Annotated in this window: 20 protein-coding genes and 2 tRNA genes; 10 read left to right on the forward strand and 12 right to left on the reverse strand. The window is 66.7% G+C overall.

Annotated elements, in window-relative coordinates; translation table 11 throughout:
• Nucleotide 1: 1 nt before the first annotated feature.
• From AC5P9W_RS15490 to pcnB, 8 genes are all read right to left on the reverse strand, one after another.
• A complete protein-coding gene (locus AC5P9W_RS15490; protein ID WP_206621485.1) occupies nt 2-2,899 on the reverse strand; it encodes a type 2 lanthipeptide synthetase LanM family protein in 2,898 nt (965 codons plus the stop codon).
• Nucleotides 2,900-2,979: 80 nt separating this feature from the next.
• On the reverse strand, nt 2,980-3,186 hold the full coding sequence (locus AC5P9W_RS15495; protein ID WP_010484314.1) for a DUF6229 family protein: 207 nt from the start codon (nt 3,184-3,186) through the stop codon (nt 2,980-2,982).
• Nucleotides 3,187-3,466: 280 nt separating this feature from the next.
• Nucleotides 3,467-4,981: a glucose-6-phosphate isomerase gene (gene pgi / locus AC5P9W_RS15500; RefSeq protein ID WP_021202012.1), complete on the reverse strand. Its 1,515-nt coding sequence runs from the start codon at nt 4,979-4,981 to the stop codon at nt 3,467-3,469.
• A complete protein-coding gene (gene panD / locus AC5P9W_RS15505; protein WP_005409061.1) occupies nt 4,978-5,358 on the reverse strand; it encodes an aspartate 1-decarboxylase in 381 nt (126 codons plus the stop codon). The genes pgi and panD overlap by 4 nt, the downstream gene beginning before the upstream one ends.
• A gap of 161 nt (nt 5,359-5,519) precedes the next feature.
• The gene (panC, locus tag AC5P9W_RS15510) at nt 5,520-6,359 is read right to left on the reverse strand and encodes a pantoate--beta-alanine ligase (protein ID WP_111103697.1); all 840 of its coding nucleotides are present in this window, start codon (nt 6,357-6,359) and stop codon (nt 5,520-5,522) included.
• On the reverse strand, nt 6,356-7,171 hold the full coding sequence (gene panB, locus AC5P9W_RS15515) for a 3-methyl-2-oxobutanoate hydroxymethyltransferase (protein WP_111103699.1): 816 nt from the start codon (nt 7,169-7,171) through the stop codon (nt 6,356-6,358). Before panB ends, panC begins: the two co-directional genes overlap by 4 nt.
• Nucleotides 7,172-7,205: 34 nt before the next feature.
• Nucleotides 7,206-7,691 (reverse strand): 2-amino-4-hydroxy-6-hydroxymethyldihydropteridine diphosphokinase, encoded by a 486-nt coding sequence (gene folK / locus AC5P9W_RS15520; protein ID WP_111103702.1) that lies wholly within the window; start codon nt 7,689-7,691, stop codon nt 7,206-7,208.
• Between the two features lie 3 nt (nt 7,692-7,694).
• Nucleotides 7,695-9,074 (reverse strand): polynucleotide adenylyltransferase PcnB, encoded by a 1,380-nt coding sequence (gene pcnB / locus AC5P9W_RS15525; RefSeq protein WP_111098753.1) that lies wholly within the window; start codon nt 9,072-9,074, stop codon nt 7,695-7,697.
• Nucleotides 9,075-9,126: 52 nt separating this feature from the next.
• Between pcnB and AC5P9W_RS15530 the strand changes: the two genes are divergently transcribed.
• Nucleotides 9,127-9,201, forward strand: a tRNA-Glu gene (locus AC5P9W_RS15530).
• A gap of 387 nt (nt 9,202-9,588) precedes the next feature.
• Here AC5P9W_RS15530 and AC5P9W_RS15535 read toward each other — a convergent pair.
• Nucleotides 9,589-11,013 carry a sugar porter family MFS transporter gene (locus AC5P9W_RS15535; RefSeq protein WP_111097708.1) on the reverse strand — a complete coding sequence of 475 codons (1,425 nt, stop codon included), beginning with the start codon at nt 11,011-11,013 and terminating at the stop codon, nt 9,589-9,591.
• Nucleotides 11,014-11,206: 193 nt separating this feature from the next.
• On the opposite strand from AC5P9W_RS15535, the gene fdxA reads away from it, so the two are divergent.
• Nucleotides 11,207-11,530 carry a ferredoxin FdxA gene (gene fdxA, locus AC5P9W_RS15540; RefSeq protein WP_004153066.1) on the forward strand — a complete coding sequence of 108 codons (324 nt, stop codon included), beginning with the start codon at nt 11,207-11,209 and terminating at the stop codon, nt 11,528-11,530.
• A gap of 169 nt (nt 11,531-11,699) precedes the next feature.
• On the opposite strand, the gene AC5P9W_RS15545 is transcribed toward fdxA, so the two are convergent.
• Entirely contained in the window at nt 11,700-12,215 is a 516-nt protein-coding gene (locus AC5P9W_RS15545) for a hypothetical protein (protein ID WP_019661179.1), read from the reverse strand.
• Between the two features lie 32 nt (nt 12,216-12,247).
• Nucleotides 12,248-13,141 carry a 4-hydroxy-tetrahydrodipicolinate synthase gene (dapA, locus tag AC5P9W_RS15550; protein WP_019661178.1) on the reverse strand — a complete coding sequence of 298 codons (894 nt, stop codon included), beginning with the start codon at nt 13,139-13,141 and terminating at the stop codon, nt 12,248-12,250.
• Between the two features lie 164 nt (nt 13,142-13,305).
• Here dapA and AC5P9W_RS15555 point away from each other — a divergent pair, with 164 nt between their 5' ends.
• The 8 genes from AC5P9W_RS15555 (at nt 13,306) to AC5P9W_RS15590 (ending at nt 18,959) form a co-directional block, all read left to right on the forward strand.
• On the forward strand, nt 13,306-13,866 hold the full coding sequence (locus tag AC5P9W_RS15555) for a glycine cleavage system transcriptional repressor (RefSeq protein ID WP_019661177.1): 561 nt from the start codon (nt 13,306-13,308) through the stop codon (nt 13,864-13,866).
• A 79-nt stretch (nt 13,867-13,945) separates the two neighbouring features.
• A complete protein-coding gene (locus AC5P9W_RS15560) occupies nt 13,946-14,425 on the forward strand; it encodes a peroxiredoxin (RefSeq protein WP_019661176.1) in 480 nt (159 codons plus the stop codon).
• An 84-nt stretch (nt 14,426-14,509) separates the two neighbouring features.
• Nucleotides 14,510-15,910 (forward strand): PhoH family protein, encoded by a 1,401-nt coding sequence (locus AC5P9W_RS15565; RefSeq protein WP_019661175.1) that lies wholly within the window; start codon nt 14,510-14,512, stop codon nt 15,908-15,910.
• The gene (locus AC5P9W_RS15570; RefSeq protein WP_495219350.1) at nt 15,907-16,413 is read left to right on the forward strand and encodes a hypothetical protein; all 507 of its coding nucleotides are present in this window, start codon (nt 15,907-15,909) and stop codon (nt 16,411-16,413) included. The genes AC5P9W_RS15565 and AC5P9W_RS15570 overlap by 4 nt, the downstream gene beginning before the upstream one ends.
• A gap of 12 nt (nt 16,414-16,425) precedes the next feature.
• The gene (locus AC5P9W_RS15575; RefSeq protein WP_019661173.1) at nt 16,426-17,094 is read left to right on the forward strand and encodes a YoaK family protein; all 669 of its coding nucleotides are present in this window, start codon (nt 16,426-16,428) and stop codon (nt 17,092-17,094) included.
• A 65-nt stretch (nt 17,095-17,159) separates the two neighbouring features.
• Nucleotides 17,160-17,969, forward strand: a complete 810-nt coding sequence (gene thiD, locus AC5P9W_RS15580; RefSeq protein ID WP_180833044.1) for a bifunctional hydroxymethylpyrimidine kinase/phosphomethylpyrimidine kinase — start codon at nt 17,160-17,162, stop codon at nt 17,967-17,969.
• On the forward strand, nt 17,966-18,892 hold the full coding sequence (locus AC5P9W_RS15585) for an alpha/beta hydrolase family protein (RefSeq protein ID WP_171952197.1): 927 nt from the start codon (nt 17,966-17,968) through the stop codon (nt 18,890-18,892). Before thiD ends, AC5P9W_RS15585 begins: the two co-directional genes overlap by 4 nt.
• Nucleotides 18,883-18,959, forward strand: a tRNA-Arg gene (locus tag AC5P9W_RS15590). The genes AC5P9W_RS15585 and AC5P9W_RS15590 overlap by 10 nt, the downstream gene beginning before the upstream one ends.
• A 499-nt stretch (nt 18,960-19,458) precedes the next feature.
• On the opposite strand, the gene AC5P9W_RS15595 is transcribed toward AC5P9W_RS15590, so the two are convergent.
• A partial coding sequence (locus AC5P9W_RS15595; RefSeq protein ID WP_288037892.1) for an IS3 family transposase occupies nt 19,459-19,568 on the reverse strand: 110 nt, incomplete at its 5' end.

Consider the following 19,568-nt stretch of genomic DNA (forward strand, 5'->3'; position numbering starts at 1 on the left):
CTCAGGCCTCGACCAGCGCCGGCCGGTCCTGCGCGGCGCTGGAGCGCACCGCACACGCATCGGCCCGCGTGGCCATCGTCTCCTGCAGCAGCGGCGATGGCAGTACGCAGGCCGGATGCATGCGCAGGAAGCCGTAGATCGAACCCGCCAGGCCGATCATCAGGCCCGGGGTAAAGGCCGCGCGGGTGAGGCCGCCAACCATCCCCTGGTGCTCCTCGATCGAAGAAATGATCTCGATGGCGGCCTCGTCCTGCGGATAGGGACACCCTGCCGGATCCAGCGCAGCGGCCAGCACCAGCAGTTCCCGGGTGGACACATCGCCATGGCACAGGGTGTGGCTGAACCCCCATTTGCCGCGCGCATCGGCCACGGCGCGACGCATGTCGCGCAATTGCGCGGCATCACCGGTGCGGGCATACAGGTCCGCCGCCGCCAGGCCGATGCCCACGCTGCCGTGGCACCAGGTCGGGAAGTTCTTCTGCCCATCCTGCAGGTGGATGTCCCGCCAGTGCCCGGTATGTGGCTCGAACAGGGCTGCCTGGAATGCAAATGCTCCTTCGGCCAGCCGCCGCCATGCGGCCCGCTCGGGCACGCTGCCAGCCTCGGAGCGGGCCAGTCGTGCCAGCGCCCAGCCCATGCCCATCGCACCGTGGCCAAAACCACCGATCGGCTCGCTGAACTGTGGCGTCGGCCAGCGCGCACCGTCTGCGTCGACAATCGCAGCGTCCTGCATGCGGCGTCCCGCTGCGGCCGCCAGTTCCAGCCAGCGTGCGTTGCCGGTGGCTTCAGCCAGCGCCAGCAACGGCAGGATCATGCCGGACACACCATCAATCAGTTCGAACTTTGCCGCCTGCTGGAAACCGCGATGCTCCGCGGCTTCCGCGCAGCGCTCTGCCAGCGCCAGCAGCGCCGGTCGCTGCAACAGGTCGTGCAATGCCAGCAATGCCCACATTTGCGAACCGGTTCCGACGAATCCACCGTCAATTTCGGCAGGGTGCCGCTCGCACAGGGTCTGGAACACCGCAAGGGCGCCCTCGATGGCCGGATCCAGCCCGGCCACCGGATCGGCACGCCCCTGCTCCACTTCGTGGCGATAGGCTGCCAGTGCGAAAGCGATGCCGCCCAGCCCGAAGTACAGGTCTGGCTGCACCGGCTGGACGGTCCATCCGGTACGCGTCACTTCAGGTGTGATCCAGGTCATCGAGCCGTCTTCGCCGTGCACCGCCAGCCGCAGCAGGCTTTCCACCGCGCGCGTGGCCAGCGTGCGACGGCGTGCGTCCAGGTCGTCGGCGCGCGGATGCCGTGCTGCATAGCTGTAGCCGGACCGGGCCTCGGCTCGGGCCAGTGCATGCTGGTTCAGGTCGGTGGCGACCAGCGTGCTGCGGATCGTCACGTCTTCCAGGTCGATCCGCATCGCGCGCCAGTTGGCGACGACGGAGTGGATACGCGCCGCGTCCAGCTGCGATGCGAAGATCGGAATGTCACCGTGGCGCAGGTCATCGACCTCTCCGCGTACGGTTTCCAGGTCCGATGGCGCAGCGGGCGACACCGCCGCATTCCGCACCAGCAGGTCGATCGCGCGCTCAACCGCCCGAGCTTCGTGGTGAAGCGATGCTGGATGCCAGAGCATCCGCCCGAGCTCGGCGTAGGCCATTGTCGGCCGCCGTACATCCCGCACCTGGCAGCCTTCGAAGGCCGTCAGCAGCGGCATCAGTTCGCCGTTCGCGTCCAGCGCGCGCAGGCGCCCACTGGCGTCGATGAAGCCCTCGCTGATGTGGTCCCAGTACAACGACACATCGGGCTGTGCGCTGGGATGGTTCTGCGCAATGGAGACCTCGGCCTCGACCATGCCCAACCGGGCCGGTTCCGTCCCGTCGTCGACGATCACCGGCACCTGCACCCGTGGCTGCTCGCCGGGCAGCGCGCCGGCTGCAGACAGGTCCACGCCCTCCATGCCCAGGCCGGCAGTACGGAACGGCACGATTCCGGTACGCAGCACTGAATTGCGCATCAGCTTGACGGCGGTGTCGTACGCATCGCCAAGCCCTGATGGCTCGATTTCGATTACCCGGCAGAACACGCTTTCGGCGTCGACCACCACCGGCACCGGCCCGACCGCGATCAGATTCTCCAGATGGATGTCGGTGCCACCGATCAGGCGCAGGATGGCCAGCCAGTGGCCGAGGCCGCGGTAATAGCACCGCAGTTCAGCCTCGCCGGAACAATAGCGATGCGCGGCGAATGCAGCCCAGCCGTGGCTGCCACGATCGATCACCTTCGGCACGCGCACGCGGTCAGGGGCATCACCGAAGACCGCGGACAACAGGCCATCGAGCGTGGCATCGATGCGCAATGAGCGCGGCTTGTACATCACCGTGCCGCCTTCGAACTGCAGCCGTGCCACGGTGCGGCCGCCACCGTGCAGGTCTCCGCGGCCCAATGCAACGGCATGCAGCGTGCCCGCCGGCGCACCCAGCAACTCGGCCAACGCAACACGATCACTGCCGATGCGTGCAGCGAGCTCCACCACGGCCGCGCATTGTCCTTCGAGCATGCGCGTCAGGCGCGGCAGCAGTACCGGATAACGTTGCTGCAGATGCGCGCGGAAGCCCTCGCTCGTGGCCAGGGCAACGAATTCGTCCAGCGCACCAGCACTGTCAAGCGGGCCGATGTCACCGCTGCGTGCAGCGGCGTGCAGCTCCAGCAGGAGCACGCGGTTGAGCTTGAGCTGGGCATGCTCATGCAGCGCCGCCTCGCCCTGCGAATGCAGCAGCGCACGTTCGCCGGGCTGCAGGGCAATGGCGGGATCATGCAGGCCGGCAGCCAGCGCAGCGCGCGCCTGGGCAAGGAAATGTTCGGTGATGCGCGCAAACGCGGCCGCAGCCGGAGAAGCGGTCATTACGCCCCCTGCGAGATTCAAGAGTCTGTTCCAGTCGCCGGCACGCAGCTGCATGCCTCTGCGTGCCGGCACGGGCTACATCAGCAACACAGGCAGTGGTTGATCACCGATACCGTGGTGGTGCACTCGTTGGTGCCACCGGTGATCATGGTGTCCGAAGCCCCGGTGAGGGCCGCTTCGGTGGCTGCCGCACCGTAGATGAACAGCGAACCCGCAGGGTTGGCGCACCCATCCACATCGTCCGAGCCATTGAGCCAGCCGGACACAACGTCGTCATTCAGATCCATTCGCAATCTCCTGTCATTCACAACATGAGGCGTTGAGGACATGAATCGATTCCACGTCCCTTCGGATACGGCCAGTCCCTGGCATCAACATCATGCTGCGAGCGATACTGGATGACAGGTACAGCCGCCCATGCACACTGCATTGGCACGCCATGCGTAGTCAAGCTGCGCTGCCGCAGGCACGCGAATACGCTGCATGGGCAACGCCGCAGGGCCCCGGAATGGCAGGAACGGAAGGCACGGGATGGCCGGCCTGTCGCCGGCGCATCCACGACCGGGCTCAGCGCTTCAGCTGCGCCAGTATCTCGCGGGTCATCGGATCGGCAATCGCCACACCCTCACCCTGCAGCGCCGGCAACAGGCCACTGGCCAGCTGCTTGCCAAGCTCGACACCGAACTGGTCGAAGGCATTGATGTTCCAGATCACCGACTGCACGTACACAGCGTGTTCGTACATGGCGATCAGTGCGCCCAGCGCCTGCGGGGTCAGTGCGTCGAGCAGGATCAGCGTGCTCGGGCGGCCCCCGGGGTAATCGCGGTGCGGGTCGTCGCTGCTCTGGCCATTGGCCAGTGCTTCGGTCTGCGCCAGCAGGTTGGCCAACAGGGCCTGATGATTGATCGTGTAGGGATCGTCGCTGTGCACGCAGCCGATGAAGTCGGCCGGAACGATGCTGGTGCCCTGGTGCAGCGCCTGGAAGAAGCTGTGCTGCACGTCGGTGCCCGCCCCGCCCCACCACACCGGCACGGTGTCGGTGGTGACCGGCTGTCCGTCACGCTGCACGCGCTTGCCCAGGCTTTCCATCACCAGCTGCTGCAGGTAGGCCGGCAGCAGCGCCAGGCGCTGGTCGTAGGTCATCACCGCGTGCGTGGCATGGCCCAGCAGGTTGCGGTTCCAGATGTCGGTCAGGCCGTGCAGCACCGGCAGGTTGCGCTCCAGCGGTGCATCCAGCGCATGCGCATCCATCTGCGCGGCGCCTTCCAGCAGCTGCTCGAAGCGCTCGAAACCGATAGCCAGCGCGATCGGGAAACCCACGGCCGACCACAGCGAATAACGGCCACCGACCCAGTCCCACATCGGCAGCACGCGATCGGCGGCGATCGCGAAAGCCTTGGCCGCGCGTTCCGGATTGGCGCTGACGGCATACAGGCGCTCACTGCCCCCCAGCCAGTCGTGCAGGATCTGGCCGTTGAGCAGGGTTTCCTGCGTGCCGAAGGTCTTGGAAATCAGGATGCCCGCGGTCTTCGCCGGATCCAGCGTGGCCAGCGTGCGCTGCATGGCGGCGCCGTCCACGTTCGACACGAAATGCACGCGCAGGCGCGCACCGCTGACCGGACGCAGCGCATCGGCGACCAGGCGCGGACCGAGGTCGGATCCACCGATGCCGACACTGACCACGTCGGTTACGCCGCTGTCTTCCAGCGCGCGCACCAGCACGCCCATGCGCTGGCGGATCTCGCGCGCGGTGGCATAGGCCTCAGCGGCAACCGGTGCATCGACCACGTCGCCGCGCAATGCGGTGTGCAGTGCGGCGCGACCCTCGGTCAGATTGACCTGCTCGCCACGGAACAGGCGCGTGATGGCGCCGCCGACATCACGTTCGGCAGCCAGCGCCAGCAACGCCTGCAGCGCGGCGGCATCGTATTTCTGCCGCGCGAAGTTGACGTACAACGGACCGACCCGCAGCGCCAGATCCTGCACGCGGCCGGGTTCGGCGGCGAGCAGGCTGGGAATGCTTGCGCCCTTCAGGCGCTGGGCGTGGGAATGCAGCGAGTCGAATCCGTTGTTCGTTGTCATGCGGCCTGGGTCGGGATCGTGTCGTTGGTGTGGGTGATCTGGTTCTTGCCATCAACGTACACCAGCTTCGGCTTGAAGCTGTCGGCTTCCTGCTCGGTCATGCTGGCGAACGCGGCGATGATGATGATGTCACCGACCTGCACGTGGCGCGCGGCGCCACCGTTGAGCGAGACAACGCCGCTGCCGGCCTCGGCGCGGATGGCATAGGTCGAGAAGCGCGCACCGTTGGTCACGTCCCAGATGTGCACCTGCTCGAACTCGCGGATGCCGGTGGCAGCCAGCAGGTTGTCATCGATGGCGATCGAGCCTTCGTAGTTCAGCTCGGAATGGGTGACGGTGGCGCGATGGATCTTGGTCTTGAGCAGGGACAGGTGCATGGGGGCGCTGCAACGGCAAAGGAAAGAGCGGATTCTAGCACCCGCACAGCGCGGGGCATCACGGCCGACAACCTGTTCAGGTAGGCGGTGAAACCGGGGGTCAGAACCCTTTCCCCTGGAAAAGGCATCTGACCCCATGCATCGCGCGGCGCCGCCGGAACTCAGAATTCCAGGTTGTCGATCAGCCGGGTCGTACCCAGGCGCGCGGCGATCAGCGCTACGCGGCCACCGCCATCGAACGTCGGCTCGGCCAGCTCCGGGGTGCGCAGCACCGCATAGTCGACCTGGAAACCGGCCGCCTGCAGTGCGGCGGTGGCATCGGCCTCGATGCGTTCGCGCGGGTGACCGGCCACGTAGCCCTCGCGCATGCCCAGCAGGGTGCGGTGAATGGCGGTCGCGACCGGGCGCTGTTCCGCGCTCAGGTACTGGTTGCGCGAACTCTTGGCCAGGCCATCCTCGTCACGCACGATCTCGGCACCGACGATCTGGATCGGGAACGACAGTTCGGCCACCATCTGCCTGATGACAGCCAGCTGCTGGTAGTCCTTGCGGCCGAACACGGCCACGTCCGGCTGCACCTGCAGGAACAGGCGCGCTACCACCGTGCACACGCCGTCAAAGTGACCCGGGCGACTGGCACCTTCAAGCACTTCACTGACACCCGGCGCGTGCATGCGCGTGGTCTTGTCCACGCCCAGCGGATACATCGCCTCCACGCTGGGCAGCCACACCGCATCGCAGCCGACCTGTTCCAGCCCAGCCACATCGGCCTCGGGCGTGCGCGGGTAGCGGCTGAAATCCTCGTTCGGCCCGAACTGGGTCGGGTTGACGAAGATGCTTGCCACCACCTTGTCGGCGTACTGGCGGGCCAGGGTCACCAGCGAATGATGGCCGCCATGCAGGTTGCCCATGGTCGGCACCAGCGCCACGCGCAGGCCCTCGCGCTTCCAGTGGGCGATCTGCCCGCGCAGCGCGCCGAGCTCGTTGAAGGTCTGGATCATTGGGCGTAGGCGTGCTGTTCGTCGGGGAAACTGCCGTCGCGCACGGCGTCGGCAAAGGCACGGGTGGCACCGGCCACCGAGCCGCCTTCGGCAAGGAAATCCTTGACGAACTTGGGGCGGCGATGACCGCTGTCCAGGCCGAGGAAATCGTGCAGCACCAGCACCTGGCCATCGCAGTGCGGGCCGGCACCGATGCCGATGGTCGGCACCTCCACCGCAGCGGTCACCTCGGCGGCAACCGGGGTCGGCACGCACTCAAGCACCATGATGCTGGCGCCGGCAGCGGCCACGGCCCTGGCATCTTCCACCAGCTGGCGCGCGGCATCGCCGCGGCCCTGGATCTTGAAGCCGCCCAGGCGCAGCACCGATTGCGGGGTCAGGCCCAGGTGCGCGCAGACCGGAATCTCGCGCTCGACCAGGTAGCGGATGATGTCGACCTTGAAGCCGGCACCTTCGATCTTGACCATCTCGGCACCGGCCTGCAGCAGCTGCAGCGAGGCATCCAGCGCGCGCTCCGGGGTGGCATCGGCGCCGAAGGGCAGGTCCGCCACCAGCAGCGCACGCTGCAGCACGCGGGCCACGGCGCGGGTGTGGTAGACCATGTCGGCCACGGTCACCGGCAGGGTCGAATCATGGCCCTGCACCACCATGCCCAGCGAATCGCCGATCAGGATCAGGTCAACGCCATTGGCGTCGAAAGTGCGGGCGAAGCCGGCGTCGTAGGCGGTCAACATGACCAGCTTCTGGCCATTGCGCTTGGCCTCGGCCAGGGCGGGAACGGTCCAGGGCTTGCTGTCTGCGTGGGTGCTCATGTGCTGATAACCGGGGGAGATAACCCGGGCATTATCACCCTATCGGGGCAATCCCGCAGGCGTCCACCCGCACCACTGCGTCCCGCACGCGGCCGTGGCCGGGAATGGCCAGATCCGGCGCGATTTCGGCCAGCGGCACCAACACGAAGGCCCGTTCGTGCATGTACGGGTGTGGCACCTTCAGCCCGGGCTGGTCGAGCTCCTGCACGCCGTACAACAACAGGTCCAGGTCCAGCGCGCGCGGGCCCCAGTGCACTGCCGGATCGCGCACGCGACCGAAGCGCTGCTCCAGCGCCAGCATGGCCTGCAGCAGCTCATCGGCCGGCAAGATGGTTTCGACCGAGGCCACCGCATTGACGAACGGCAGCTGGTCTTCATTGCCCCAGGCCGGCGTTGCGTAAAGCCGCGAGGCCTGGCGCAGCCGGGTCCCGGGCAGGCCGTCCAGCGCGGCAATCGCCGCGCCGACGGTGGCGGCCGCGTCGCCGAGGTTGGCGCCGAGGCCGATCCAGGCAGGGGTCATCGCCTACTCGCCCGCTGCACCGGCCGGGGCACCCGGACGACGGCGGCGACGGCGGCGCTTGCGCGGCGCTCCGCTCTCGTCATCGCCTTCTTCGCTGTGCATCGCATCCAGCGACGACTCCAGCTCACGCCCGGACTGCGCCTGCGCTTCGCGCCAGAACTCGACATCGGCGGCGTGCTCGGACGACGCCACCTGGCGCAGGCTGAGGAAATCGAACGCGGCACGGAAGCGCGGATGGGTCAGGGTGCGGAACACGCGCTTGCGCTGGCGCGAGCTGAAGCGCGACTGCAGCAGCCAGATTTCCTGCATCGGCAGCGAGAAGCGGCGCGGCAGCGCGATGGTGCTCAACTGCTGCACGGTGACGCGGTCGGCGGCGCGGCGCTGCGCCTCTTCCGGTGCCACGCCCTGCTTGAGCAGGGTCGCCTGTGCACGGCAGAACGCCGGCCACAGCAGCAGCGCGAACAGGAACGCCGGCGAGACCGGTTCGTCGTTGGCCACCCGCGCATCGGTATTGGCCAGGCCCTCGACCAGCATGCGGCGCAGCGCGCCGGTGCGGTTGGCTTTCAGCGCCTTGGCGCTTTCCGGGAACAGCACGTCGAGCAGGCCGTAACGCTCAAGGCCTTCGAAGCTGGCCACGCCGTGTCCGGACAGGAACAGCTTGAGCACTTCCTCGAACAGGCGCGCTGGCGCGGCTTCGTTGAGCAGGCCGGCCAGGTGCGGGATCGGCGCGGCAGTACCCTCCTCGATCTGGAAGCCGAGCTTGGCCGCCAGGCGCACCGCTCGCAGCATGCGTACCGGGTCTTCCTGGTAGCGCTGCACCGGGTCGCCGATCAGCTTCATCAGGCGCGCCTGCACGTCCTCGAAGCCACCGGTGTAGTCGCGCACCGAGAAGTCCTCGATGGCGTAGTACAGGGCGTTGCAGGTGAAGTCGCGGCGGATGGCGTCGTCTTCGATGGTCCCGTACACGTTGTCGCGCACGAGCATGCCGTTTTCCATCTCGCGGTCGCCGCTGCCGTCATCGCTGTTGGCGCGGAAGGTGGCGACTTCGATGATTTCGCGGCCGAACACAACGTGGGCGAGGCGGAACCGGCGGCCGATCAGTCGGCAGTTGCGGAACAGCTGCTTGACCTGTTCGGGCGTGGCGTCGGTGGCCACGTCGAAATCCTTGGGTTGGCCATTGACCAGCAGATCGCGCACCGCGCCGCCGACAAGGTAGGCGCCGAAGCCGGCATCGCGCAGGCGATAAAGCACGCGCAGGGCGTTCGGGCTGATGTCCTTGCGGGAGATCGTGTGCTGGTCGCGCGGGATGACGCGCAGGCTGAACGGTGATGTAGCAGGGGAAATGATGTTGGCGCTTCCGGTTGAAGTTTCGGGATTGCCCAATGGCATCGAGGTGCATATACTAGCGCTCCTGCCTCGGCAGCGACACAGTTACGCTCCCTTCGTCTAGTGGTTAGGACGTGGCCCTCTCAAGGCTAAAACAGGGGTTCGAGTCCCCTAGGGAGCGCCAGTCGCCGCAGCAGGAACCGAAAAAGCCCGCCTTGTGCGGGCTTTTCTGTTTTCCGGGGTTTGCATCGGCATCGGTCGGCCTGGTCGCAGTAGCGCCTTCCTGTTCCTGCGTGGGAGGGGGTGGGCCACCCTGACAGTTTCCCGCGACGGCGGCACGAACAGCCTCGCTCCTCCGCAGCCAATTCAATCCCGACGCGCAGACCTGCGTCCGCCAGAACCGCAATGCCTGACGCGAAGGCGGGGCAGCTCAAGCCGGGACCGTTGGCGCCATGGATGGCGCCATCGAGCCCCCATGGATGGGTTCACGGCGTGTCCCGGATTGGGCTGCCCCGCCTTCGCCCTCGATGACACCGAGGCGCCAACGGAATGCAACCGAAGCCGGGCAGCGTCAGCCTTCCATCTGCTCCAGCTCCTTGCCCTTGGTCTCGCGCACGTAGCGGACCACGAAGAAGATCGAGAGGATGGCCGCCACCGTATAGATCCCGTAGGCCCCGGCCAGGCCGATGCCCGCCAGCAGCATCGGGAACGTCACGGTGATCGCGAAATTCGACGTCCACTGCGCCGCACCGGCGACGGCCAATGCCGGGCCGCGGATCTGGTTGGGGAACATTTCACCCAGCATCACCCACATCACCGGGCCCCAGGACATGTTGAAGAACACCACATAGACGTTGGCCGCCACCAGCGCCAGCCGGCCCATGCCGTCGGACAGTTGCAGGCGACCGTCGGCGAGACTGCCACTGGCGAACGCGACCACCATCAGTACCAGCGCTACCGACATGCCGACCGAGCCGATCCAAAGCAGCGGCTTGCGTCCGATGCGGTCGATCAGCAGCACTGTCAGCAGGCAGGCACCGATGCTCAGCGCACCGGACAATACATTGATCAGCAGCGCGTCGCTTTCCGAGAACCCCACCGCCTGCCACAGCACCGCGCCGTAGTAGAACACCACGTTGATGCCGACCAGCTGCTGGAACATCGCCAGGCCGATGCCGACCCAGAGGATCGGGCGCAGCCTGCCGGTGACCTTGTCGCGCAGGTCGGCGAAGCGTGGCTTGTGCTGGTCCTGGGCCAGGCTCGCCTCGATCTCGGCCTGCTTGGCCGTGGCTGCGGCCTCGCCGTACAGCCGCGCCAACACCGCCCTCGCCTGCTCCGGGCGCCCCTTCACGACCAGGAAGCGCGGGCTTTCGGGAATCACCAGCAACAGCAGCAGGAACAGCCCCGATGGCAGCGCCTGCATCCAGAACATCCAGCGCCAGGCCTCATGGCCCAGCCATAGCGGCTCGGTCGACGCCCCAGCGGCACGGGCCAGCAGGTAATTGCTGAGGAAGGCGGCGAACAGGCCGCAGATGATCGCCATCTGCTGCACCGTGGCCAAGCGCCCGCGATAGCGCGCCGAGGCCACCTCGGCGATGTAGGCCGGCGACATCACGCTGGCCGCGCCCACCGCGAAACCGCCCAGCACGCGCGCGGCGATGAACAGCCAGGAAGCGTGAGCGGCACCGGCGCCCAGCGCCGAAACCAGGAACATCAGCGCCGACACGATCAGCACGCCTCGGCGGCCCAGGCGATCCCCCAGCCAGCCTGCCAGGAAGGCACCGACCGCACACCCCAGCAGCATCGAAGCGACTTCGAAACCAAGCGCCGCCTCGGTGGAGTTGAAGGCCTGGCGAAGGCCGTCGACCGTGCCATTGATGACACCACTATCGAAGCCGAACAGGAATCCACCGAGGGTGGCCACGCAGCTGATGAGGACGATGAATGCCGTGTTTTCGCCGCCGTGGGAGGCGATGCCGGGTTGGCGCTGGGACATGGATGAACCTGTTGGGAAGGGAGGCCGGCCATCCGACGCAGCCGGCTGACCCGCAGCGTCGCACAGGCCTTGCCCTGCCGCCAATGTCCGCCACGGCCGCGCCTGCCAGGCGCCCGATTTCCGCCCCGCGCCGACACTGGGGGCCAACCTGTTCTAGAATTGGCGGGTTCAGGAATCGATCCGCCCCCAGCCCATGCCCTTTGTCGTCACCGAAAACTGCATCAAGTGCAAACACACCGATTGCGTGGAAGTGTGCCCCGTGGATTGCTTCCACGAAGGCCCGAACTTCCTGGTGATCGATCCGGATGAGTGCATCGACTGCACCCTGTGCGAACCGGAATGCCCGGTCAACGCGATCTTCCCGGAGGACGATGTTCCTGCCGGCCAGGAGAGCTTCGTCGCCCTCAACGCCGAGCTGGCGAAGGAGTGGCCGGTGCTGACCGTGCGCAAGGACCCGCCTGCCGACGCCGGCGAATGGGATGGCAAGCCGGACAAGCTGAAGCTGCTGGAACGCTGAGAAGCGCCTGCTGCGACAACGAAAAAGGGCGCCTTGGGCGCCCTTTTCCATTTCCGGTAGCGCCGGGCCATGCCCGGCGGATCCTGGGCCGCGCTTCAAGCTCGCCGGGCATGGCCCGGCGCTACCCAAGGCAGGTGCGGACCAAGGCCCGCATCCACCCGACCAGCCCTTACTGCGCCAGCTTCGCCTTGAGCGCGGCGATCAGCTTTACCGGCGCTTCGGCCGTGGCCGGCAGGCCGCGCGGGTCCACCGCGGAGATGTAGGCGCCGGCATCGACGGCCACCACGCGGACCAGGAAGTTGCTGCCTTCGTAGGCCACGTCATACGAGCCCAGCAGCTGCGCGCGGCTGGCGATGGTCACGCCTTCCACGCCTTCCAGCGCGGTGCCGACCTTGGCGAAGGCCTCATCCTTGCCACCGGCGATGGTGAAACCCGTGTTGCCCACGGCCGGGGCCGCAGCCACCGGGGCCGCCGGCTTGGTCGCCGAGGAAAGGGTCGGCACCTTGTTGTCGCCGGTGGTGGCCGGCAGGTTCAGGTCCGGCGGCACTTCCAGCGGACGCATTTCCGGGGCCAGGGCGTAGTCGCCCTTGACGCCGCGCTTGAAGCAGCCGGTGGTGCCGGCAGCGACCGCCACAGCAAGCAGGGCATAGGACAGCACGCGGACGGTGGAAACGGATTGACGCATGTGAATCTCCTGGGTCAGACCAAGACGGAAGGTCAGTGGCTGGAAAGGGCTTCGAGGGCGGCGATGTCGCCGGCAAGGTGGTCGGCGGCCGCATGGTGCGGCGCCGACAGCGGCAGCAGCGGCAGGCGCAGGTCATGGCCGACACCGATGCGGCGCAGCAGCGCCTTGACCGGAATCGGGTTCGGTTCAACGCCGCAGAAATCGTGGAACGGCTGCAGGCGCGCGTCCCAGGATTCGGTGGCTGCATGGTCGTGCGCGGCGGCCAGTTCGCACATCCGGCGGTAGGCACCCGGAAGCACGTTGGAGCCCACGGAGATCAGGCCATCGATGCCGGCCCGGATCGAGCGCGCGGCGGTGCCGTCATCGCCACTGAGGACCGCGAACTTCGGGCTGCGCAGCGCCAGCAGCGCCTGCACCCGGCCGGTGTCGCCCACCGCCTCCTTGATGCCGACGATGTTGGGGTGGCTGGCCAGTTCGGCCACGGTCTCCGGCTGCATGTCGCAACCGGTACGGCCGGGCACGTTGTACAGCACGACCGGCAACCCGCCCTGGTCGGCGACCGCACGATAATGGGCAATCAGGCCGGCCTGGGTCGGCCTTACGTAAGGCGGGGTGACCACCAGTGCATGGCTGGCGCCAAGCGCGGCCGCACGACGGGTCTGTTCGATGGTTTTGGCAGTACCGGACAGGCCGGTGCCGGCCATGACCGGGATGCGGCCGCCAATGCGTTCGACCGCGCTGGCCAGCAGCAGGTCGTACTCGGCATCGGTGAGGGTTGCCGCTTCGCCGGTCGAGCCGGCAACGACAACGCCATGGACGCCACCTTCCAGTTGCAGGTGCAGCAGGCGCTGCCAACCGTCGGGATCGAGGGCGCCGTCGGCCCGGAACGGGGTCGCCAGCGCGGTGATGAGGCCGGAAAGGGACAAGGACGTGCTGCTCTTGGCTGGAAAGGGAAAACGCCCGCCACGAAAGGCCGGGGGCGACCTGAATGTTACTTGCGGCGCGAAAGCACGGGCAAGTATGCTGGACACCGGTGGATCCCCGCCTCTGGCGGGCATTCAGACTCACGCATGCATTACCCGGAATCGCCTTGACCGACACCACCCCGCGCCCCGCGCCGAGCGAAAACCACCTCCTGATCAACGCCTACACGACGCATCCGGAGTCCCCCCTGCTGCCCGTCACCCGCCGCATCGCCGACAGCGGCTGCAATCTGGTGGACGCACGGCTGGCCACGGTCGGCCGCGACGTCTCGGTCACCGCCCTGGCCACCGGCTCCTGGGACTCGGTGGCCAAGCTGGAGGCGATGCTGACCCGGCTGGAGCGCGAGGAAGGGCTGAAGCTGGTCTGGTACCGCACCGCCGCCAAGCAGGCGCAGTCCAACCTGCTGCCCTACATCGTCGAGGTGATCGCCGCCGACAAGCCGGGCATCCTGTTCCAGCTGGCCGATTTCTTCGACCGCCAGGGCATCACCATCGAGAACCTGCAGAGCACGCGCTACCGCGCCATGCAGACCGGTGCGGAAATGTTCAGCGCACAGGTCACCATCGGCGTGCCGGCCAACATGCATATTGCCGCGCTGCGCGACGATTTCCTTGAGTTCTGCGACCACCTGAACCTGGACGCGATCATGGATCCCATGAAGTTCTGATTCTTCGCGCGTCTCTCACGCGCGCGTGGCGTTTCATGTAGCTGTAATGGCAAGAACCCAGGCTCGACAGAAGGACCTCATGAACAACGGCGACACCCTGGACAGCACTACCCTCTCCCTGCCGCTGGCCCTGTCCGGCGGCGACCACGCCACCCTCGGCGACTATGCCGGCCAATGGCTGGTGCTGTACTTCTATCCCAAGGACAGCACGCCGGGCTGCACCACCGAAGGCATCGACTTCAACGCCCTGCTGCCGAAGTTCAGGAAGGCGGGCGCGGTGGTACTGGGCGTCTCGCGCGATTCGGTGAAGTCGCACGACAACTTCTGCGCCAAACAGGGCTTCAACTTCCCGCTGGTCAGCGATGGCGACGAAGCGCTGTGCAGCGCCTTCGACGTGATCAAGATGAAGAACATGTACGGCAAGCAGGTACGTGGCATCGAACGCAGCACCTTCCTGATTTCCCCCGACAGCCGCATCGTGCAGTCCTGGCGCAAGGTCAAGGTTGCCGGCCATGCCGATGCCGTTCTCGCCGAACTGAAGGCCTCCCAGTCCAAGTGAGTCCCACTGCCTACCGTGTCTGCCATCACCCTGCCCCGCTGCAGGCCGTGGTGGTTTTTCCCTGCCCGTAACCAGGAATCGACGATGACCCGAGGCAAGCGCATCTACGTGCTGGATACCAACGTGCTGATGCACGATCCCACCGCGCTGTTCAAATTCGAGGAGCACGACATCTACCTGCCCATGCAGGTGATCGAGGAGCTGGACAACGGCAAGAAGGGCACCTCCGAAGCCAGCCGCAACGCTCGCCAGGTGAGCCGTTTCCTCAACGAGCTGGTGCAGGAATCCGGCCTGGACAACCTGGCCGACGGCATTCCACTGCAGCGTCCCAATGGCCTGCAGCTGCGCGGCAAGCAGAGCGCCGGCAAGCTGCGCTTCCAGACCAGCCATTTCGACGCGGGCAAGAGCTTTGGCAAGGTCATTCCGGACAATGCCATCCTCGGCGCGATCCTGGCCCTCAAGGAAGAAACGCCGGACCTGCCGGTGGTGTTCGTTTCCAAGGACATCAACCTGCGGATCAAGGCCGCCATCGCCGGCATCGTGTCCGAGGACTACGAGAACGACCGCGCACTGGACGATTTCAGCCTGCTCTACACCGGTGCCACCGAGCTGCCCGAAGACTTCTGGAAGCGCCACGGCGAGGATCTGCGCAGCTGGAGCGACAAGGGCCGCAGCCATTACGAGATCCAGGCGCAGGATGGCGAGGAGTGGTACCCGAACCAGTACGTCTACCTGCCCGGCGAAGACGAAGTCGAACTGCGCGTCAGCCGCGTAGTCGGCGACGGCAAGGTAGTGCTGTCGCTGGTCGATGATTTCCGCCACGGCAGCCATGCCGTGTGGGGCATCAGCGCACGCAACCGCGAGCAGAATTTCGCCCTCAACGCACTGATGGACCCGGAGATCGACTTCGTCACCCTGCTGGGTACCGCCGGTACCGGCAAGACCCTGCTGGCACTCGCCGCCGGCCTGGCGCAGACGATGGACCAGCAGCGCTACCGCGAGATCATCATGACCCGCGCCACGGTCAGCGTTGGCGAGGACATCGGTTTCCTGCCGGGCACCGAGGAAGAGAAGATGACGCCGTGGATGGGCGCGCTGACCGACAACCTGGAAGTGCTCACGCACAACCAGGAAGGCGGCACCTGGGGCCGCCAGGCCACCAACGACCTGCTCGCCAGCCGCATCAAGATCCGCTCGATGAACTTCATGCGCGGCCGCACGTTCCTGTCACGCTACCTGATCCTGGACGAGGCGCAGAACCTCACCCCCAAGCAGATGAAGACGCTGATCACCCGTGCTGGCCCCGGCACCAAGATCGTCTGCCTGGGCAACGTCGAGCAGATCGACACCCCGTACCTGACCGAAACCACCTCGGGCCTGACCTACGCGGTGGATCGCTTCAAGAACTGGCCGCATAGTGCGCACATCACCCTGCGCCGTGGCGAACGCTCGCGCCTGGCCGATTACGCTTCGGAGGTGTTGTGAACCGCTGCACCCGCCTGCTGCTGCCCACGGCTGCGATCGCCCTCGCAGCCGCGCTCGGCGCCTGCACCACCACGCGCGGCCCGGCCAGCGTGCCGACCGCCGAACGTACCGGACAATCCTGGGCGGTCACCCGCCCGATCATCGCCGCGCAGGTGCTCGACACCTGCTCGCGGCCCAGTCCAGGCCGCGAGGCGGGCCGGGTCAGCGGCTATTGGGCACCCAGCCGGCAGCAGATCGACCAACTGGAAGCACAGCTCTCGTCGCTGCAGGCACAGGTCCCGAAGGTGCTGGACTTCGACCGCCAGTACGTCGGCATCGAAAGCGCCGGCAAGCGGCTGATCTACGTCAACGCCTTCCATCTGCCCGATGGCAGCGGCATCAATCCGGCACGGGAAGCGATCCGCGTCTGCGACGGCGGCACGCAGTTCTGGGGCGCGGTGTTCGACCCCTCCAGCAATACCTTCAGCGAGCTGCAGTTCAACGGCGGCTTCGGCGGGCCCTGAGGGGCCTTGCCGATGGGAATACGCCTGCCCACCTGGGTCTGGATTGGTGCGGTCGCGCTCTCGTGCGTGGCCGGCATGGTCAACGTGGTCGGCTTCCTCGGCTTCGAGCATCAGGCGGTCAGCCACATGACCGGCAGCACCAGCCAGCTGGGCATGGCGCTGGCGCAGGGCGACTGGCGCGCGGTCGGCCATCTGTGGGGGCTGCTGATCGCGTTCTCACTGGGTGCGATGCTCAGCGGCCTGTTGATCCAGGACAGTACCCTGCAACTGGGCCGACGCTACGGCGTGGCGCTGGCCTTGGAGTCCGCGCTGCTGCTGGTGGCCATTCCGCTGTTCGAACGCCACCAGATCTGGGGCGCACTGGCCGCCGCCATGGCCTGCGGCCTGCAGAACGCGATGGCCACCACCTTCAGCGGCGCGGTGGTACGCACCACCCATCTCAGCGGCATGTTCACCGACCTCGGCATCGGCCTGGGCCACCTGCTGCGCGGATTGCCGCTGCAGGTACGACGCCTGACCCTCAGCGGCCTCATCATCAGCGGCTTCCTGGCCGGCGGCATCCTCGGCGCCTGGCTGTTCATGCGTTGGCAATATGACGCCCTGCTCGCCCCTGCCCTGCTGACCGGCCTGACCGGGCTGGGCTATGTGCTGTACCAGCAGTGGGCGCGCTGGCGGCATTGAGGTGAAGCGCATCCACGCATGGCGTGGGTCTACCTTCCCCTGCGGGACCACGGCACAATCGCTGGATGAGCCCGACCACCCCCGTTTCCGCCCTCACCATCGCCGGCTCCGACTCCGGTGGAGGGGCGGGCATCCAGGCCGACCTGAAAACCTTCGCCGCGCATCGCGTGCACGGCCTCTCCGCAATCACCGCACTGACCGCACAGAACACGCGTGGCGTCATCGCCGTGCATGTGCCGCCGATCGACTTCCTGCGCGCGCAGCTGGATGCCTGTTTCGACGATTTCGACATTCACGCGGTAAAGCTGGGCATGCTGGCCAACGCCGGCGTGATCAACGCCGTTGCTGACGCACTGGAGAAGCATCGTCCGCCGCACGTGGTGCTGGACCCGGTGATGGTCGCCACCAGTGGGGCGCGCCTGCTGGAAGACAGCGCATTGCAGGCCATGCGTGAGCGCCTGATCCCGCTGGCCACGCTGATCACCCCCAACACACCGGAAGCAGAACTGCTGGTCGGACGGAAGATCAGCAATGGCGATGACGCTGAGCGCGCGGCGTCAGCCCTGCTCGATCTCGGTGCCGGCGCCGTACTGCTGAAAGGTGGCCACCTGCAGGAAGGCAACCGCGTAATCGACCGCTACTTCGACGGCGTCAGCAACGAAGAATTCATCCACGCCCGCCTGCCACTGGATGCACATGGCACCGGCTGCACGCTGGCTGCGGCCATCGCCGCGCAGCTGTGCAATGGCCTGAGCCTGGCCAACGCCTGCGAAGCCGGCATCGATTACGTCGCACGCGGCCTGCAGCGGAGCCATGCCCCTGGTCGCAGCGAGGTGCGGGTGCTCGATCACTTCGGCGCGGCACCACACGCATGAACCTGGCGCCGCGCATCCTCGCCGTACAGTGCGACGACGGCCATCGCTACGAAGTGATTGCCTGCGTGCCCGAGCACCCCATTGCGCGCCTGCTGTGGCTGCCCGCGCTGGGCGTGGCCGCGCGCCATTACCTGCCGTTGGCGCAGGCGCTGGCTGCGAAGGGCGTGGCGGTGTACCTGCACGAGTGGCGCGGCAACGGCAGCAGTTCGCTGCGCCCATCGCGCGCGCTGGACTGGGGCTATCGCGAGGTACTCGAACAGGATCTGCCAGGCAGCCAAGCCGTTCTGGCTGCAGCGGATGAAGAGGCTGGCACCCTGCCCTGGATCATCGGCGGCCACAGCCTTGGCGGGCAGCTGGCCTGCGTGCATGCCGGACGCCATCCGCAGCACTTCAACCGGCTGTGGCTGGCCGCCAGCGGCTCACCGTTCTGGCGTGGCTTCCCGCCACCACGCGGATGGCTGCTGCCGCTGGTCTACCGCTTTCTGCCGTGGATCGCGCAGCGCCAGGGCGTGCTGCATGGCCGTCGCCTTGGCTTCGGCGGCACCGAGGCGCGCGGCCTGATTGCCGACTGGGCGCGCGTGGGCCTGAACAACCACTACGCCGCGTCCGGCATGGACGAAGACCTCGATGCGCAGATGGCGCGCGTGCATGGCAGCGCGCAGGCGGTGCTGATGGAGCACGACTGGTTGGCCCCCACCGGATCGATGCAGACGCTGCTGGCGAAGCTGCCGAATGTGGACGCGCAGCTGCGCGTGCTGTCCGCGCAGGAACTGGGCACGCGCGCCGATCATTTCGCATGGCTGAAGGCGCCGGACGCCGTGGCTGACAGCTTTTTCATTCAGTTGGATGAAAATTTTCACAAAACTGTTGACGGTCCGCGCCGACATCCGCATAATTCCGCTCCTGTCGCAGGGCGCCCGTAGCTCAGTTGGATAGAGTACCTGGCTACGAACCAGGCGGTCGGGAGTTCGAATCTCTCCGGGCGCACCATTACACCGAAACAGCAGGCCTCGGCCTGCTGTTTTTTTATGTGCGCTTTTCGGCAGGGCTGCGCCCTGCACCTGCAGATGCTTCAAGCCAAGGCAAGGCAAGGCAAGGCAACGGCAACAGCAAAAGCTGGCATTCCGTGGTTTGGCGGGGCGGCATGGGCAGGCAGGACACGCCGTAAACCCATCCATGGGGGCTCGATGGCGGCATCCATGCCGCCAACGGTCCTGCCTGCCCATGCCACCCCACCTCTGACAGATTTCAGCGATCTGATGGATCCACGCCATGCGTGGATGAATCTCCATCGAGTTCAAGTATTTCGATAATTGATCGAAGAGCATCCACGCATGGCGTGGATCTACCGTGTCGACCCAGGTCGACACCTACCAACAGCAGCGGCACTCTGTCGAAGGCGGGGTGGGTCAGGTTGTGGGGGTGTCCGCGGCATGGATGCCGCGGCCAAGCCCCCATGGTGAAGTGACCCCCGAGACTTGGACAGGGGTCAGGCGGCCGATTGGGCCTGTTGGGCCTGCTCCCGGTACTGTACCGGGCTCAGGCCCTTCAATTTCAATTTGATGCGCTCCTGGTTGTAGTACTGGATGTATTCCACCA

This window comes from Stenotrophomonas sp. YJH_SMC_33 (assembly GCF_059372295.1).